Below are 15722 nucleotides of genomic sequence, written 5' to 3' on the forward strand. Positions count from 1 at the left end.
CAACAGTGGTGGCTGCGGTACCTGATGTGGTTCAGCGGCCGGTGGCTTGCTTGGCGTGGGCCAGGTGCGCGGTGAGGTGCTCCTGGATGCGCGACGTGGCGGTGTCCATCGCCGTACGGGTCCGTCGGCCGCTGCCGTCGCCCGCCTGGAACGGGTCGCCGAAAACGATGTCGATACGGCTGCGCAGGGGTGGCAGCCCGGATATGACCTGTCCCTGGCGGGCGCTGCCCAGGACCGCGACGGGTACGACGGGCGCGCCGGAGCGCACCGCGAAGTACGCGAGCCCGGAGCGCAGCTCCGCGAAGTCGCCGTCCCCGCGGGTGCCCTCCGGGAAGATCCCGAGCACTCCGCCGCGCTCCAGCACGCCGAGTGCGGCGGTGATGGCGGTGCGGTCGGCGCTGGCACGGTCGACGGCGAGCTGGCCGATACCGCGCAGGAACGGGTCCAGCGGGCCGATGAACGCTTCCTTCTTGACCAGGAAGTGCACGGGCCGCGGGGAGGTGCCGATGATCATCGGCCCGTCCACGTTGTGCGAGTGGTTGCCCGCCAGAATGACCGGCCCGTGGGCCGGCACCCGCCAGGCGCCGAGAACGCGGGGCCGCCACAGGCCGTTCATCAGGCCAATGCCGATGCGGCGGCCGACCGCCGCTCCGCGCGGGCCGGGCGCCGTCAGGTGCTGGGACGTCACCGAGCCGCTCGCTTCTCCTCGATCAGGGTGACGATGCACTCGATGACCTGGTCGAGGGAGAGATCGGTGGTGTCGACCTCTATGGCGTCGTCGGCCTTGGCCAGCGGCGAGGTCTTGCGGCCGGAGTCGGCTGCGTCCCGCTTGACCAGGGCGTCCTGGGTGGCCTGCACGCTCTGCGCGCCCTTGAGCTCACCGCTGCGCCGGGACGCGCGGGCCTCGGCGGAGGCGGTCAGGAAGATCTTGAGGGTGGCGTCCGGCAGCACCGTGGTGCCGATGTCCCGGCCCTCCACGACGATGCCTTCCGGCGCGGAGGCAGCGGCCGCGCGCTGCAGCCCGACCAGCCGGGTGCGCACCTCGGGCACCGCGCTGACGGCGCTGACCGCGGCGGTGACCTCCTGGGTGCGGATCGGCCCGGAGGCGTCCTCGCCGTCCACGGTGATGGTCGGGCCGACGGGTTCGGTACCGGAGACGATGACGGGCTTGGCGGAGGCGTTGGCCACGGCCTCGGTGTCGCTCACGTCCACGCCGTTGCTCAGCATCCACCAGGTGATCGCCCGGTACTGCGCGCCGGTGTCGAGGTAGCTGAGGCCGAGCTTGGCCGCGACGGCCTTGGACGTGCTGGACTTACCCGTGCCCGAGGGGCCGTCGATGGCGACGATCACCGGAGATTCCACAGCGCGAGGGCCTTCCTTGGGCACGGTTACGGGGTGAGGACGGCCCGGCTGTCGCCGGAGGCCATCCCATAAGGTTACCGGCCGGGCACCAGCACACGTACCACAGCCGTTCTCCCCGGCGGCCGGAAGCCGTCCCGGCCGGCCGCGGAACCGGCCGCGGGGCCCGTCGGACCGCCTCGGGCCCTGTCGCACGGGGTCCGTCGCGGGACCTCACGACCGGATGGACCAGCCCCGTTCGCGCAGTGCGGTGGTCAGGCCCGGCGCCGCCGCCGGCTCCACCATGAGCTGCACCCGGCCGGCCTGCTGGCCCGTCGAGTGCTCGATGCGGACGTCCTCGATGTTCACGCCGGCCGCGCCCGCGTCGGCGAAGATCCGGGCCAGTTCGCCCGGCTGGTCGCCGATGAGGACCGCGACGACCTCGTACGCCTTGGGAGCCGTCCCGTGCTTGCCCGGGACCCGGTCCCGGCCGGCGTTGCCGCGCAGCAGGATGTCCTCGATCCCGGCGGCTCCGGTGCGGCGCTTGTCCTCGTCCGCGGACTGCAGCCCGCGCAGCGCCTCGACGGCGCCGGTCAGGTCGGTGGCGACCGCGGCGAGCACATCGGCCACCGGGCCGGGGTTGGCGGCCAGGATGTCCATCCACATGCCCGGCTCGGAACCGGCGATACGGGTGACGTCGCGGATGCCTTGCCCGCACAGCCGCACCGCGGTGTCCTCGGCGTGCTGGAGGCGGGCCGCGACCATGCTGGAGACCAGCTGCGGGGTGTGCGAGACGAGCGCGACGGCCCGGTCGTGCTCGTCGGCGTCCATCACCACCGGCACGGCGCGGCACAGGGCGACCAGTTCCAGGGCGAGGTTGAGCACCTCGGTCTCGGTCTCCCAGGTGGGGGTCAGCACCCACGGGCGGCCCTCGAAGAGGTCGGCGGTGCCAGCCAGCGGGCCGGAGCGCTCGCGGCCCGCCATCGGGTGCGTACCGATGTAGCGGGACAGGTCGAAGCCGAGCGCCTGCAGGTCGCGGCGCGGGCCGGCCTTGACGCTGGCCACGTCCAGGTAGCCGCGGGCCAGGCCGCGGCGCTGCGCGTCGGCGAGGGTGGCCGCCACGTGCGCGGGCGGTACGGCGACGACAACGAGGTCGACCAGTCCCTCGGGGGGCAGCGCGCTGCCCGCCCCGAGCGCGGCCGCGGTGCGCGCGACGGACGGGTCGTGGTCCTCCAGGTACACCTCGACACCGCGCGAGACCAGGGCGAGCGCGGCGGAGGTGCCCATCAGGCCGGTCCCGATGACCAGGGCGGTCCTCACTGGGCGATGTCCTTGCGGAGTGCGGCCGCGGCGCCGAGGTAGACATGCCCGATCTCGCTCCTGGGCAGCTCGCTCTCGACGTGCGCGAGGATGCGGACGACGCGCGGCATGGCGCCCTCGATGTCCAGTTCCTGCGCGCAGACCAGCGGCACGTCGACGATGCCGAGGCGGCGCGCGGCCACCGCCGGGAAGTCGCTGTGCAGATCCGGGGTGGCGGTGAAGATCACGCTGATCAGGTCGTCCACCGCGAGCCGGTTGCGCTCCAGGATGGCGGTGAGCAGCTCGGACACCTGTCCGTGCATGTGCTCCGCCTCGTCCCGCTCCAGCTGGACGGCTCCGCGGACCGCTCGTACCGCCACGTCACTGCTCCCTCGTGCCCTCGCATCCGAACCCGGCAAGCCTAACCACGTGATCAGGCGCACGGTCACGGCGACCGCCCTGCGAGACGGGAGGACCGGTCGGGGCCGCTTCCCGTGTCTGTCCCGGCGACGAACAGGGCCAATCTCCCGCAGAGCGGACAGCTGCGCCACTTGGACGACGCCGGCGTCCGGTACAACACTGCACATGATCCTTCACCTGGTTCCGCTGGACGCCTGGCTCCACGAACCCGACCGCCCGTACGCGCCCGCCTCCCTCGCCGAGGACGGCTTCGTGCACTGCTCGCCCGACGAGGCCGTCACCCTGGCCGTCGCGGAGGCCTTCTACCGGAACACGGCGGGGCCGCTGATGGCGCTGCTCATCGACGAGTCGGCGCTGGACCACCCGGTGCGCTGGGAGGCCGCCGACCCGGCCCCGCCGCCCGGCGTCGCCGCGGGCACCCTCTTCCCCCACGTGTACGGCCGGATCAACCGCGCGGCGGTGACCGGGATGCTGGAGGTCGAACGGGACGCGGGGGGCCACCCGTTGCGGCTCACCCCCTGGTCATAATCGCGGTATGCCCGGACACGATCTCGTACGCCACCACACCGTCTACTCCTGTGTCATGGGCTCGCGCGCCTTCGGCCTGGCCACCGACGGCAGCGACACCGACCGCCGGGGCGTGTACGTGGCGCCCACCCCGCTCTTCTGGGGGTTCACCAAGCCCCCGACGCATGTGGAGGGCCCTGCGGAGGAGCAGTTCTCCTGGGAGTTGGAGCGCTTCTGCGAGCTGGCGCTGCGCGCCAACCCCAACCTCCTCGAATGCCTGCACTCCCCGCTCGTGGAGCGGCTGGACGACACCGGCCGCGAGCTGCTCGACCTGCGCGGCGCCTTCCTGTCGCGGCGGGTCGACGCCACCTTCCGTGGGTACGCGGCCCAGCAACTGCACAAGATCGAGCGCGACATCAGCAACCACGGGGCGCCGCGCTGGAAGCACGCCATGCATCTGCTGCGGCTGCTGATCAGCTGCCGTGACGTGCTGCGCAGCGGCGAGCTGCGGATCGACGTCGGCGAACACCGGGAACGGCTGCTGGCCGTCAAGCGCGGCGAGGTCTCCTGGGACGAGGCGCGGGCCTGGATGACGGAGCTGCACGAGGCGTCGGACGCGGCGGCCGGCCGCTCGCCGCTGCCGGCCGAGCCCGACCGGGCCCGCGTCGAGGACTTCCTGGTCCGGGTGCGGCGCGCCTCGGCCGCCGCCCCGGACCCGATCCCGGCTCCCGCCTCAGATCCCGTCCCACAGGGCGCCGAGCTCCAGTAGCTCCTCCCGGTACTCGATCCGTCCGGCCCACTCGGCGGGCCAGGCGGCCGCGCCGAGGTGGGCGCCGGCGAAGGCGCCGGCAAGGCAGGCGATCGAGTCCGAGTCCCCCGAGGTGCAGGCCGCCCGCCGCAGGGCGGTCACCGGCTCGTCGGGGAAGAGCAGGAAGCACAGCAGCCCGGTGGCGAGCGCCTCCTCGGCGATCCACCCCTCGCCGGTGGCCAGACAGGGGTCCGCCTCCGGGTCCGGGTCGCGCAGCGCCGCCTCCAGCCGGTCCAGCGCCGCCAGGCAGTCGTCCCAGCCGCGTTCGATGAAGCTCGTCGGCAGCGGGTCCTGCGCGTACGTCCACAGGTCGTCCAGCCACCGGTGGTGGTAGACGGACCGGTTGGCGGTCGCGTACCCGCGCAGCAGGCCGACCAGTTCGTCCGGCCGGGCGCCCTGGGCGAGTAGCAGCACCGCGTGCGCGGTGAGGTCGCTCGCCGCGAGCGCAGTGGGATGCCCGTGGGTCAGCGCCGACTGCAGCTGCGCGGCGCCCGCGCGGGTCTCCTCGTCGAGCCCGGGCACCAGTCCGATCGGCGCCACCCGCATGTTGGCGCCGCACCCCTTGGAGCCGGTCTGGCTGGCGTCCTGCCAGGCGCGCCCCTCATGGCTGAGCCGCTCGCAGGCCACCAGGCAGGTCCGGCCCGGCGCCCGGTTGTTCTCCGGCGACCGCCACCACTCGACGTACTCCTCGCGCACCGGGCGCGCCATCCGCAGCGGTGCCAGCGGTCCGCGCTCCATCGCGGTGCGCAGACCGCGCCCGAGCGCGAGCGTCATCTGCGTGTCGTCGGTGACGATCGCGGGCCACAGCAGCCCCATCTCCCGCCACGGGCCCATCTTCTTGAGGATCGAGGGCACATCGTTGAACTCGGTCGGGAACCCGAGCGCGTCCCCGATGGCCAACCCGATCAGCGCCCCGGTCGCCGGCTGCCGCGCGTCCCCGCTCATGCCGCCACCCGCGTCCGGACCACGAGGTCGTGCAGGGCGTCGTACGCGGTGGTCTCGTCCGGCAGCCGGGAGGCGGCCTGCGCCTCGTCCAGCACCGCGTGCAGCGTCTCGACGTCCCGGGCGACGTGCGCGATGCCCATGCCGGTCGCCGGCCCGTGTTCGGCCACCGCCTTGGCCTCGATGAGCTCGACGAGGTAGGCGGGGGCGGTGACCTGGCCGAGCAGCGTCGGCAGATGAGCCTCGACGCCGCCGCCGCGCATCAGGTGGATACCGGTGAGCAGCGCACGGAAGGTGTAGAGCAGCGGTTTGAGCTCGCCGTTCTTCTCGTACAGCCGCCACTGCGTCGCTGCGAAGCCGCGGTAGTGGTGGGCGTGATGGCGGGTGATCACTCCGGGCGCCAGGGCGGCGAGCTCGCCGTGCACCTCGCTGGTGTGCACGACCAGCGGGGAGAGCAACTGCTCCAGCACGTAGCCGTTGCGGCGCAGCATCAGCCGGCAGAACTTCCGCAGGTCATGGGTGACCAGGTCCAGCTCCAGGCCCTCCCGGTCCCACATCCGGGTCTGGGTCTCCTCGCCCTCCCGCAGGCCGACGAGGTCGGCCAGTGGCAGCAGGTGGACGCCGCGCAGATCGACGTCCGAGTCACGGGACGGGAATCCGTACAGGTGCGCGCCGGAGACGGTGGCGAGGAGCAGGGGTTGGCCCCGGTCGGTCACCTCGGCGAGGACCGGGCGCAGATCGGGCACTCCCGCGGCGCTGAGCGGGTCGGCGTGGATGGTCATGGTCACCATCCTCGCCGGACCGCGGGCCGCCGGGCCAGTGGTTTCGGTGTCGGGTCCGCACGGAAACGGCCGGTCGGAACGGCCCGGAGGACCGTTCCGACCGGCCGGAACGCGTGGTGGTGGAGCGTGGCGGGACGACCTAGAGGTCGACCTCGCCCATCAGCATGCCGACCTCGGTGTTGGTGAGGCGGCGCAGCCAGCCGGACTTCTGGTCGCCGAGCGGGATCGGTCCGAAGCTGGTGCGCACCAGCCGCTCGACCGGGAAGCCGGCCTCGGAGAGCATCCGCCGCACGATGTGCTTGCGGCCCTCGTGCAGGGTCACCTCGACCAGGTAGTTCTTGCCGAGGTTCTCCACGACGCGGAAGTGGTCGGCGCGCGCCAGACCGTCCTCCAGCTCGATGCCGTCCTTGAGCTGCTTGCCGAGGTCACGCGGCAGCGGGCCCTGGATCGCGGCCAGGTAGGTCTTCTTGACGCCGTACCGCGGGTGGGTGAGGCGGTGGGCCAGCTCCCCGTGGTTGGTGAGGAGGATCAGGCCCTCCGTCTCGGTGTCGAGGCGGCCGACGTGGAAGAGCCGGGTCTCACGGTTGGTGACGTAGTCGCCGAGGCACTGGCGGCCGTCGGGGTCCTCCATGGTGGAGACGACGCCGGCCGGCTTGTTCAGCGCGAAGAACAGGTACGACTGGGTGGCGACCGTCAGGCCGTCCACCTTGATCTCGTCCTTCTCCGGGTCGACGCGCATGCCCTGCTCGACGACGATCTTGCCGTTGACCTCGACGCGGTGCTGGTGGATCAAGTCCTCGCACGCGCGGCGCGATCCCATCCCGGCACGGGCGAGGATCTTCTGCAGCCGCTCGCCCTCCTGGTCGTTGCCGAAGGTCTTCGGAGTCTTGATCTCCGGGCGGTTCTCGTACCGGGAGCGGTTGCGCTCCTCGATCTTCGCTTCGAGCTCGCGCGACTTCGCGGGGATCGGCTTGCGGCCGAGGTTGCCGGTCGCGCGGTAGCGCGGCTTCTCGGGGGGCACGCCGCCGGGCCGGTTCGCGCCCGACTGGCCGGTGTTCCCGACGTCGTAGCGGCGCTCCTCGGGACGGGGGTTCTGCGCGCGCCGCTCCTCGTCACGCTGCTGGCCGCTGCCCGAGGTGCGGGGCGTGCTGCCACCGCCACGGGGGTAGCCGCCACCGCGGGAGCCCGGGCCGCCGGCGCCGCTGCCACCGCGGGAGCCCGCGCCACCGGCGCCGCTGCCACCGCGGGAGCCGCCACCGCTGCCGGCGCTACCGCCACGGGAGCCGCCGCTACCGGTGCCCCCGCCCGCGCCGCGGGGGTTGCCACCCCGGGGGTTCCGGTTGCCGCCGCTGTTCCTGTCGCTGCTTCGCATCAAAGTTCCGTCGTCGAGTGAGTCGTCGTATCTGCATCGTCCGGTGCATCCGGGTCGAACGACGGAACCCCTTCCAAGGAGTCCGCCTCGACGGCGTCCGCCTCCGGCAGGAAGGGGGCGAGCTCGGGTAGCTCGTCCAGGCCTCGCAGGCCCATCCGCTCCAGAAAGTAGTTCGTCGTCCTGTACAGGATCGCACCTGTTTCGGGTTCCGTCCCACCCTCCTCCACCAGACCGCGCTGCAGGAGGGTGCGCATCACACCGTCACAGTTGACTCCGCGGACCGCCGAAACGCGTGATCGACTGACCGGCTGGCGGTACGCGACGACCGCCAGCGTCTCCAGCGCGGCCTGGGTGAGACGCGCCTGCTGGCCGTCGAGAACGAACTTCTCCACAGCAGGCGCGAAGGCCGGCCGGGTGTAGAACCGCCAGCCGCCGGCGACCAGCCGCAGGTCGAAGCCCCTGCCCTGGGCGGTGTACTCCTCGGACAGCGCGCGCAGGGCGGCGGCGACCGCGCGCTTCGGGCGCTGGAGCACCGTCGCCAGCTGCTCCACGGTGGCCGGCTCGTCCACAACCATCAGGACGGCCTCCAGTGCGGGCCTGAGCTCGAGGGCGGCCACCTCGGCGGAGAGCGGGCCGGCCGGCGCCGCTGCGTCTTCCGTCATTTTTCTTTGCCCTCCGGGTCGAATTCATCGGTGACGAGCCGCCGCGCGGTCTCCTGATCGCCGCCCGTCCAGCGCACCAGCAGCGCGCCGAGCGCCTCCTCCTGGTCCAGCGCGACCACTTTCTCCCGGTACAGCTCCAGGAGGGCCAGGAAACGCGCGACGACGGTCAGGGTGTCCGGTGCGTCCGCCGCGAGGTCGGCGAAACTGGTCTCCCCCAGCTCGATCAGCCGGGCCACCACCAGCTCGCCCTGCTCCCTGACACTGACCAGCGGCGCGTGGATGTGGTCGGTGTAGATCTGCGGCACGGGCTTGGGCTGCATCGCCTTCACGGCCAGCTTCGCGAACCGCTCAGGGCCGACGCTGAAGACGACCTCCGGCAGCAGGTCCGCGTGCTGCGGTTCGAGACCGACCGTGCGCGGGTGGTGCAGCGCCTCCGCCTCCAGCCGCTCGGCGAAGATCGCCGCGATCCGCTTGTACGCGCGGTACTGCAGCAGCCGGGCGAAGAGCAGGTCGCGTGCTTCCAGCAGCGCCAGGTCCGCCTCGTCCTCGACCTCGGCGGTCGGCAGCAGCCGGGCCGCCTTCAGGTCGAGCAGCGTCGCCGCGACGACGAGGAACTCGGTGGCCTGGTCGAGGTCCCAGTCGGCTCCCATGGCCCGGATGTGCGCCATGAACTCGTTGGTGACCGTGGACAGCGCGACCTCGGTCACGTCCATCCGGTGCTTCGAGATCAGCTGCAGCAGCAGATCGAACGGCCCCTCGAAGTTCGCCAGCCGCACGGTGAAGCGGCCGTCGGCCGGGGCGTCGGGGGCATCGGGGACGTCGGGGGTCCCGGCGGGGGCGGCGTCAGCCGGTGTGCCGGAGGGCGCGTCTGACGGAGCCGCCGGCCCGACGGGCTCCGGTACCTCGACGGACTCCGGTGCCTCGACGAGTGCCGGATCCGCCGCGGGTACCGCCACGCTTGCCGGATCCGCCGCCGGTACCGCGACAGGGGCCGTTGCCGCGCCCGTGCGGCCCGGACCGCGGCCGAGGGCGCGGCGGGGCGGCTGGGGGGCGTCGTCGTCGGTGTTCGGCATCGCTGTCCATCGTGCGGGGTCGGCGGGGGCGGCCCCCCGGCAGGGAGCCTACTGAGCCGCCCCGTACGACGTCGCCATGGCCACGCCGACCACCGCCCGCCGGATCAGCGGCCCCGCAGCCGGCGCACCAGGATGCTGGCGTCCCCGCGGGACTCCAGGTCCGCCAGCACCACGGCGACCGCCTCGCGGACGATCCGGCCGCGGTCGATCGCCAGGCCGTGTTCACCGCGCAGCACGAGCCGCGCGTGTTCGAGATCCATCAGCTCCTCGGCGGAGACATAGACGGTGATCTTCTCGTCGTGCCGTTCACGGCCGCTGGGACGCGGCCGCTGCTGTTTGCGACGCGTCTGCTGGACCGGTACCGGGGCCGTGGGCGGCTGGCCGGCGGTCTGCGGACGACGGCCCTGCGGGATCCCCTCACGGCCGCTGTGCTCGGCCGGGGTCCCGTCCTGGCCGGCGCCGTCGGGCGCTGTGCCCGTCTGCGGCTCGTTCCCGTCCGCCGGGGCGTCGGGTACCGGCCGCAGCCGTCCGTCGCCCTGAGGGGCCTTCTGGGCTTCCCCGTTGACGTGCTTACGGGGCTGGGAGGCTTGCAGCCCCATGCCCCCGGTGGTGCGGAACAGTTCGTCCGCACCCGGGAGACTCACTCGGCGTGACACCGGGCGAGCACCTCCCTGGCGAGCTGACGGTAGGCGGCGGCACCAACGGAGTTGGACGCGTACGTGGTGATCGGCTCGCCGGCGACGGTGGTCTCCGGGAAGCGCACCGTACGGCCGATGACCGTGTGGAACACGTGCTCGTCGAAGGCCTCGACCACCCGGGCGAGCACCTCACGGCTGTGCACCGTGCGCGAGTCGTACATCGTGGCGAGGATGCCGTCGAGTTCGAGTTCGGGGTTGAGCCGTTCCCGGACCTTCTCGATGGTCTCGGTCAGCAGAGCGACACCGCGCAGCGCGAAGAACTCGCACTCCAGCGGCACGATCACCGAGTGCGCCGCGGTGAGCGCGTTGACGGTCAGCAGGCCGAGCGAGGGCTGGCAGTCGATGACGATGTAGTCGTAGTCGGCCATCAGCGGCTTGAGGGCACGTTGGAGTGTCGACTCGCGCGCCACCTCGCTGACCAGTTGGACCTCGGCCGCCGACAAGTCGATATTGCTCGGCAGCAGATCCATACCGGGCACCGCGGTCTTCAGCAGCACCTCGTCCGCCGCCAACCCGCGTTCCATCAGCAGGTTGTAGACGGTGATGTCGAGTTCCATCGGGTTGACGCCGAGTCCGACCGAGAGCGCGCCCTGCGGATCGAAGTCGACGAGAAGTACCCGGCGGCCGTACTCGGCGAGCGCGGCACCCAGGTTGATGGTCGAGGTCGTCTTGCCGACCCCGCCCTTCTGGTTGCACATCGCGACGATTTTCGCCGGGCCGTGGTCGGTGAGCGGATTGGGGATCGGGAAGTACGGAAGCGGGCGTCCCGTCGGACCGACCCGCTCGCGGCGCTGACGGGCAGCGTCCGGGGCGAGTGTGGCCGCGTATTCGGGATCCGGCTCGTACTCCGCGTCTGGGTCGTAGAACTGACCGTCCTGCAGATCGTCCTCGTATGGCGCCATGGCGTGTGTGGGGTGCGTCTCCGTGTTCTTGTCGGCCCGGCGTGCCTCGAAGGTGCGGACCGCGACGGAACCGACGGTCTCGAGCCTGTTGGGGCTCTCGACCTGAACGGTCATTCCTGGTTGACCACCCCCGGGAGCAAATGTCGACTCATTCACAAGTCGTCTTACCTCCTTGGTGACCAGGAAACTTCTCGATAGGTCAGCGCGACAGCATGCCGACGGTTGGCGACTCTATGGCGTGTCAGTGGTCCACAGCAACACAATCCGCCGGACACGGCACGATGTGTCGGTAACCGAACACCCCGCTGTCAAGGGCGTAACCGCCTCATCGCCGATGTTTCAGCGAGGTACGAAACGGTGAAACTGGTACGTTCGACGCACTCGGCCGGGCCTTGAGTCTCCAAGGCCCGGCCGTTGTCGCCGTGTTGACGTGTAGACGTTTCGCGCGCCCGTCACACGCCCGCTGATCAGCCCAGCAGCGTGTGCAGGTCGGTGCTGTGCAGGTCGTGCGCCTCGGCGACGGGGCCGTAAACGACCTGTCCCTCATGGGTGTTGAGGCCGAGCGCCAGCGCGGCGTCGCGGCGCAGCGCCTCGCGCCAGCCGCGGTTGGCCAGTTCCACGATGTACGGCAGCGTGGCGTTGGTCAGCGCGTAGGTCGAGGTGTTGGGCACCGCGCCCGGCATGTTGGCGACGCAGTAGAAGACCGAGTTGTGGACCTCGAAGGTCGGGTCGGCGTGCGTGGTCGGACGCGAGTCCTCGAAGCAACCGCCCTGGTCGATCGCGATGTCGACAAGAACCGATCCCGGCTTCATGCGGGAGACCAGCTCGTTGGTGACGAGCTTGGGGGCCTTCGCGCCCGGGATCAGCACCGCGCCGATGACCAGGTCCGCGTCCAGGACGGCCTTCTCCAGCTCGAAGGCGTTGGAGGTGATGGTCTGGACCCGGGTGCCGAAGATCTTGTCGGCCTCGCGCAGCTTGTTGATGTCCTTGTCGAGCAGGGTCACGTGGAAGCCCATGCCCAGCGCGATCGTGGTCGCGTGCCAGCCGGAGACACCGGCGCCGATGACGACGGCCTTGCCGGCCTGGACGCCGGGGACGCCGCCGGGGAGCACGCCGCGGCCGCCGACCGAGCGCATCAGGTGGTACGCGCCGACCTGCGGGGCGAGCCGGCCGGCCACCTCGGACATCGGGGCGAGCAGCGGCAGGGCGCGGTTCGCGGTCTCCACCGTCTCGTACGCGATGGCGGTGGTGCCGGACTCGAGCAGCGCGTCCGTGCACGCGCGGGAGGCGGCCAGGTGCAGGTACGTGAAGAGCGTCTGGTCCTTGCGGAGGCGGTGGTACTCCTCGGCGATCGGCTCCTTGACCTTCAGCAGCAGGTCGGCGGTGGCCCACACCTCGTCGGCGGTGCCGAGGATGTTCGCGCCGGCGCCGGTGTACTCGGCGTCGGGGATGGAGGAGCCGAGACCGGCGCCCTGCTCCACGTAGACCTCATGTCCGTGGCGCACGAGCTCATGCACGCCGGCGGGGGTGATGGCCACGCGGAACTCGTTGTTCTTGACCTCGCGGGGGATGCCGACCTTCACGTCGATCACGGTCCTTGCACTCATTGGAAGACAGGAATGGCTGCAGCTGTCCGTACATGGCGCGAGAAAGCGTCACACGTCGGACCTGACCGCGATGTGCGCGGCGGAGCCCAGTCTAGTGAAGGAAGACTCTCTGTCTAGCCTTACAAAGTGATTAGTTTTACCGAGACCATTGGCAGTTTCGTAGGTATACAGCGCTGACGCCTTCAGGCCACCGCTTTTCGGGCCCGTTCAGCCGGGGACTTCACCCGGGCTGAGCAGGCGCTTCGCGGCCGCGCGCTGCAGACGTGCGCCGCCCGGGTCTCCGAGCCGGTCGAGGGTGTCGGCCATCCTCAGCAGCACCGCTCCTTCGAGCCGTCCGTCGCCGGCCTGCCGGGCCCAGTACAGGGCGTCACGGCAGGTCCGCAGAGCGTCCTCGGGGTGTCCCGCGTACTCCTGGACGCGCGCCGCCTCGCTCAGCGCACGGGCCTGGGCCGGCACGTCGCCGAGCCGCCGGTGGGCGCCCGCGGCGGCCCGCCACTCGCGCAGCGCGGTGCCGTACCGGCCGCCGTAGGTGTGCAGCGCGCCGAGGCGTCCGTGCAGCCGGGCCGCGTGGGCGGTCTCCCCGCGGGCCTGCCGCAGCGCGAGCGCCCTGCCGTACCAGTCGGCGGCCCGCTGCGGATCGTCCAGCTCCAGGTACGTGCCGCCGATCGACTCCATCGCGCGGCCCTCGGCCTCCCCGTCGTCTCCGGCCCGCGCCTCGCCGAGCGCCAGCCGGTAGCGGTCCAGCGCCTCCCGGGTCCGGCCGGCCTCCACGTCGAGGTCGGCGATGTTGATCAGCGCTGCCGCCTTCTCGCGCGGCAGTCCGCGGCGGGTCGCCACGTCGAGCACCAGGGCGTGCAGTTGGTAGCGCTCCCCCGCCGTCTCCGCGTCCCCGGGGTCCACGCCCAGCGCCCGCACCAGGTTGGCGACCAACCGTCGTGCCAGGGTGTCGAGTTCCCCGTCGGCGACCGCCGCGTGGGCCGCGGCGAGCAGCGCCGGGAGGCGGGCCCGCAGCCATGCGGCCGCGGCGGCACGCGACTCGAAGCGCATCGAGCGCGGCAGCCCCTCCAGCGATGCCCGGCCGGGGGAACCGTCGGGCTCCAGCGTGATGCGGCACGACTGCAGCAGCCGTACCGTCCGCTCCAGCATCCGGGCCCTGGCCAGCTGTACCTCGGCCGCCCGGTCCCGGGTCTCCAGCAGTGCCCGCAGCAGCGGTTCGAGGCAGCCGGGCACCCGGTACTGCGGCGGCAGCGGCGGTTCGACCGGATCCGCGTGCAGCAGCCCGTGCGCGGCGAGGTCGTCCAGCGTGCTCTGCGCGGCGGTCACCGAGCAGCCCGCCAGCGCGGAGGCGATGTGCGAGTCCACCAGTCCGGCCGGCGCGAGCGCCAGCAGCCGCAGCAGCCGGGCGGCGGTGGACGGCAGCGAGTCGTAGACCAGCCGGAAGGCGCGCACCAGCTGGGGCGGCGCGGTGGCGCGCGGCGCGGCCTCCGGCTCAGGGGCGGTGCCCGCCACGGGGGATGCGGAGTCCTTCTCGGCGCCGCTCGCAGGAGCGGCCGGGGCGGCGTCGGAAGCGGCCTTGGGCCCGGTCTTGGGTGCGGCTTTGGGCTCGTCCGGTACCGCGCGCAGCCGGCTGGTGGCGTCGGTCACCGACAGCCGCGGCTGGGCGGCCAGCCAGGCGGCGACCAGTCGCAGGGCGGTGGGATGCCCGGCACATTCCTGGACCAGGGTCTCGGCCGCCCGCGGGTCGCAGGTGACCCGGGTGGGGCCGATCGCCTGCGACAGCAGATCGACGGAAGCGGCGGTGTCCAGACCGCCGAGGGTGCACGGCCGGACGTCCGGGACGCCCGGCAGCGGTCCCTCGGACGTCGCCACCACCAGGCTGCCGGGCCCCTCCGGGAGCAGCGGCAGCAGCTGGTCGGCGTGCGAGACGTCGTCGAGCACCAGGACGGTACGACGGCCCGCGAGTGCCGCGCGCAGCGCCGCGAACACCTCGTCGGGTTCGGCCTGCGGCAGCGGCGATGGGGCACCGAGGGCCCGCAGCAGGGCCCGCGCGGCCTGTTCCGGAGGGGTGCGCTCGCCGCCGCTGCCGGTGAGCCGTACGAAGTGCTGCCCGTCGGCGTACCGTGCGGCGACGTCCCGGGCAAGGTGGACGGCGAGCGCGGTCCGCCCGGAACCCGGCCGTCCCGCCACGAGCAGGACGCGACTGCCGTCGGGCACCTTGCCGCCCAGCGTGGCCAGGCCCGGCCGGTCGATGTCGGCCCGCAGTCCGTCCAGTTCGCGGCGGCGCCCGACGAAGTGCGGCAGATCCTCGGGCAGGGCGCAGCCGGGCACCGACGGTGGTGACGGGGCGGGGGCCGTCGCTTCCGGCCCATGGCCGGGTGACGGCACGAAGTCCGCGTCGGTCACCGATTCACCGGCGTCCAGCACCTGATCCGCCACGGGCACTCTCCCGTTCTGCCTGCGCGCACGAGCCCGCCGCCGCTGCGAGCGGGGACACCATCGAGCCTAGGCCCTGTCCGGGCGATCACGAACGGCCACCGCGCGGCGCGCGCGGAGCCGGGACGGTCGCCCGGACGGCCGGACCCGGTGCACGGGGACATGCCCGGCCCGGGGCCCCCGCGCAGCCGATCCGCGCAATGATCACTCCATCGGATCAGCGGCGCGCCGACACCGGTTACGCCGTGAAAGGCCTGGCCGGCCAGGGCGCGTCGGCGGGCCGCAGCGCGTCCACCCCGTCGCCGGAAAGCGTGGCCTGCAGCGCGAGGACGCCGGCCACCAGGCAGCTGTTGTGCAGATGTCCGGCCAGCACGTCGCGCACCAGCTCGGCCAGCGGAACCCGGGCGAACTCCATGTCGGCCTCCTCCCCGGAGACCTCGAACCGCTCGCCCTCCGCCTCGGAGATGTCGCGTGCCAGGAAGATCCGGATGGCTTCGTCGGTGCCGCCGGGCGAGGGGTAGAGATCGGTGAGCACCCGCCACTCCCCGGCCTTGACGTGCGCCTCCTCGTACAGCTCGCGCTGCGCGGCGTGCAGCGGGTTCTCGCCGGGTACGTCGAGGAGTCCGGCGGGCACCTCCCACAGCTTCATCCGTACCGGGTGCCGGTACTGGCGCAGCACCAGGACGCGGCCGTCCTCGTCCAGCGCGACCACGCCCACCGAGCCCGGGTGGACCTGGTAGTCGCGCTTGGCGGTGGCGCCGTCCGGCATGACGACCTCGTCCGTGCGGACGCTCGTCTTGCCACCGGTGAACGGCGTCGAGGTCGCGGTGACCTGCCACTCCTCGGCGATATCCTGCAGCATGATGCCCTCCGTGAACC

The 15722-nt window shown here is 72.4% G+C and carries 16 protein-coding genes; 2 read left to right on the forward strand and 14 right to left on the reverse strand.

What is annotated here, in order from left to right; translation table 11 throughout:
* Positions 1–31 precede the first annotated feature (31 nt).
* The 4 genes from AC07DC_RS35705 to aroH all read right to left on the reverse strand — a co-directional run bounded on the left by AC07DC_RS35705 (position 32) and on the right by aroH (position 3017).
* Positions 32–616 carry a lysophospholipid acyltransferase family protein gene (locus AC07DC_RS35705; RefSeq protein ID WP_478918760.1) on the reverse strand — a complete coding sequence of 195 codons (585 nt, stop codon included), beginning with the start codon at positions 614–616 and terminating at the stop codon, positions 32–34.
* A gap of 68 nt (positions 617–684) precedes the next feature.
* Positions 685–1362, reverse strand: a complete 678-nt coding sequence (gene cmk, locus AC07DC_RS35710; protein ID WP_478918717.1) for a (d)CMP kinase — start codon at positions 1360–1362, stop codon at positions 685–687.
* A gap of 210 nt (positions 1363–1572) precedes the next feature.
* Positions 1573–2658, reverse strand: coding sequence for a prephenate dehydrogenase (locus AC07DC_RS35715; RefSeq protein WP_478918718.1), 1086 nt, complete (start codon positions 2656–2658; stop codon positions 1573–1575).
* Positions 2655–3017 (reverse strand): chorismate mutase, encoded by a 363-nt coding sequence (gene aroH, locus AC07DC_RS35720; RefSeq protein ID WP_478918719.1) that lies wholly within the window; start codon positions 3015–3017, stop codon positions 2655–2657. Before aroH ends, AC07DC_RS35715 begins: the two co-directional genes overlap by 4 nt.
* A 205-nt stretch (positions 3018–3222) precedes the next feature.
* Here aroH and AC07DC_RS35725 point away from each other — a divergent pair, with 205 nt between their 5' ends.
* Positions 3223–3585, forward strand: coding sequence for a DUF952 domain-containing protein (locus AC07DC_RS35725; RefSeq protein ID WP_478918721.1), 363 nt, complete (start codon positions 3223–3225; stop codon positions 3583–3585).
* 7 nt (positions 3586–3592) lie between these two features.
* Entirely contained in the window at positions 3593–4333 is a 741-nt protein-coding gene (locus AC07DC_RS35730) for a nucleotidyltransferase domain-containing protein (RefSeq protein ID WP_478918723.1), read from the forward strand.
* Here AC07DC_RS35730 and AC07DC_RS35735 read toward each other — a convergent pair.
* The 10 genes from AC07DC_RS35735 to AC07DC_RS35780 form a co-directional block, all read right to left on the reverse strand.
* Complete coding sequence (locus tag AC07DC_RS35735; protein WP_478918725.1) at positions 4298–5317, reverse strand: ADP-ribosylglycohydrolase family protein; 1020 nt, start codon at positions 5315–5317, stop codon at positions 4298–4300. The two genes, AC07DC_RS35730 and AC07DC_RS35735, sit on opposite strands and share 36 nt — an antisense overlap.
* Positions 5314–6096, reverse strand: a complete 783-nt coding sequence (locus AC07DC_RS35740) for a nucleotidyltransferase domain-containing protein (RefSeq protein WP_478918726.1) — start codon at positions 6094–6096, stop codon at positions 5314–5316. Before AC07DC_RS35740 ends, AC07DC_RS35735 begins: the two co-directional genes overlap by 4 nt.
* A gap of 139 nt (positions 6097–6235) precedes the next feature.
* Entirely contained in the window at positions 6236–7468 is a 1233-nt protein-coding gene (locus tag AC07DC_RS35745; protein ID WP_478918728.1) for a pseudouridine synthase, read from the reverse strand.
* Positions 7468–8130, reverse strand: a complete 663-nt coding sequence (gene scpB / locus AC07DC_RS35750) for an SMC-Scp complex subunit ScpB (RefSeq protein WP_478918729.1) — start codon at positions 8128–8130, stop codon at positions 7468–7470. Before scpB ends, AC07DC_RS35745 begins: the two co-directional genes overlap by 1 nt.
* Positions 8127–9203, reverse strand: a complete 1077-nt coding sequence (locus AC07DC_RS35755; RefSeq protein WP_478918730.1) for a segregation and condensation protein A — start codon at positions 9201–9203, stop codon at positions 8127–8129. The genes scpB and AC07DC_RS35755 overlap by 4 nt, the downstream gene beginning before the upstream one ends.
* 104 nt (positions 9204–9307) lie before the next feature.
* A complete protein-coding gene (locus AC07DC_RS35760) occupies positions 9308–9847 on the reverse strand; it encodes a hypothetical protein (RefSeq protein WP_478918762.1) in 540 nt (179 codons plus the stop codon).
* Positions 9844–10917 carry a ParA family protein gene (locus AC07DC_RS35765; protein ID WP_138353360.1) on the reverse strand — a complete coding sequence of 358 codons (1074 nt, stop codon included), beginning with the start codon at positions 10915–10917 and terminating at the stop codon, positions 9844–9846. The genes AC07DC_RS35760 and AC07DC_RS35765 overlap by 4 nt, the downstream gene beginning before the upstream one ends.
* Before the next feature lie 353 nt (positions 10918–11270).
* Positions 11271–12386, reverse strand: a complete 1116-nt coding sequence (gene ald / locus AC07DC_RS35770; RefSeq protein ID WP_478918763.1) for an alanine dehydrogenase — start codon at positions 12384–12386, stop codon at positions 11271–11273.
* 231 nt (positions 12387–12617) lie between these two features.
* A complete protein-coding gene (locus AC07DC_RS35775; RefSeq protein ID WP_478918731.1) occupies positions 12618–14846 on the reverse strand; it encodes a tetratricopeptide repeat protein in 2229 nt (742 codons plus the stop codon).
* A 235-nt stretch (positions 14847–15081) separates the two neighbouring features.
* Entirely contained in the window at positions 15082–15705 is a 624-nt protein-coding gene (locus AC07DC_RS35780; RefSeq protein WP_478918732.1) for an NUDIX domain-containing protein, read from the reverse strand.
* Between the last annotated feature and the right edge of the window lie 17 nt (positions 15706–15722).

The organism is Streptomyces sp. NPDC045021, assembly GCF_056432645.1.

Bases quoted from the DNA above. Each gene is read 5' to 3' on its own strand.
- AC07DC_RS35705 (WP_478918760.1), bottom strand. From the start codon at position 616: ATGAACGGCCTGTGGCGGCCCCGCGTTCTCGGCGCCTGGCGGGTGCCG.
- AC07DC_RS35725 (WP_478918721.1), top strand. From the start codon at position 3,223: ATGATCCTTCACCTGGTTCCGCTGGACGCCTGGCTCCACGAACCCGAC.
- AC07DC_RS35780 (WP_478918732.1), bottom strand. From the start codon at position 15,705: ATGCTGCAGGATATCGCCGAGGAGTGGCAGGTCACCGCGACCTCGACG.
- AC07DC_RS35745 (WP_478918728.1), bottom strand. From the start codon at position 7,468: ATGCGAAGCAGCGACAGGAACAGCGGCGGCAACCGGAACCCCCGGGGT.
- AC07DC_RS35755 (WP_478918730.1), bottom strand. From the start codon at position 9,203: ATGCCGAACACCGACGACGACGCCCCCCAGCCGCCCCGCCGCGCCCTC.
- AC07DC_RS35740 (WP_478918726.1), bottom strand. From the start codon at position 6,096: ATGACCATCCACGCCGACCCGCTCAGCGCCGCGGGAGTGCCCGATCTG.
- scpB (WP_478918729.1), bottom strand. From the start codon at position 8,130: ATGACGGAAGACGCAGCGGCGCCGGCCGGCCCGCTCTCCGCCGAGGTG.
- AC07DC_RS35730 (WP_478918723.1), top strand. From the start codon at position 3,593: ATGCCCGGACACGATCTCGTACGCCACCACACCGTCTACTCCTGTGTC.
- AC07DC_RS35735 (WP_478918725.1), bottom strand. From the start codon at position 5,317: ATGAGCGGGGACGCGCGGCAGCCGGCGACCGGGGCGCTGATCGGGTTG.
- AC07DC_RS35765 (WP_138353360.1), bottom strand. From the start codon at position 10,917: ATGACCGTTCAGGTCGAGAGCCCCAACAGGCTCGAGACCGTCGGTTCC.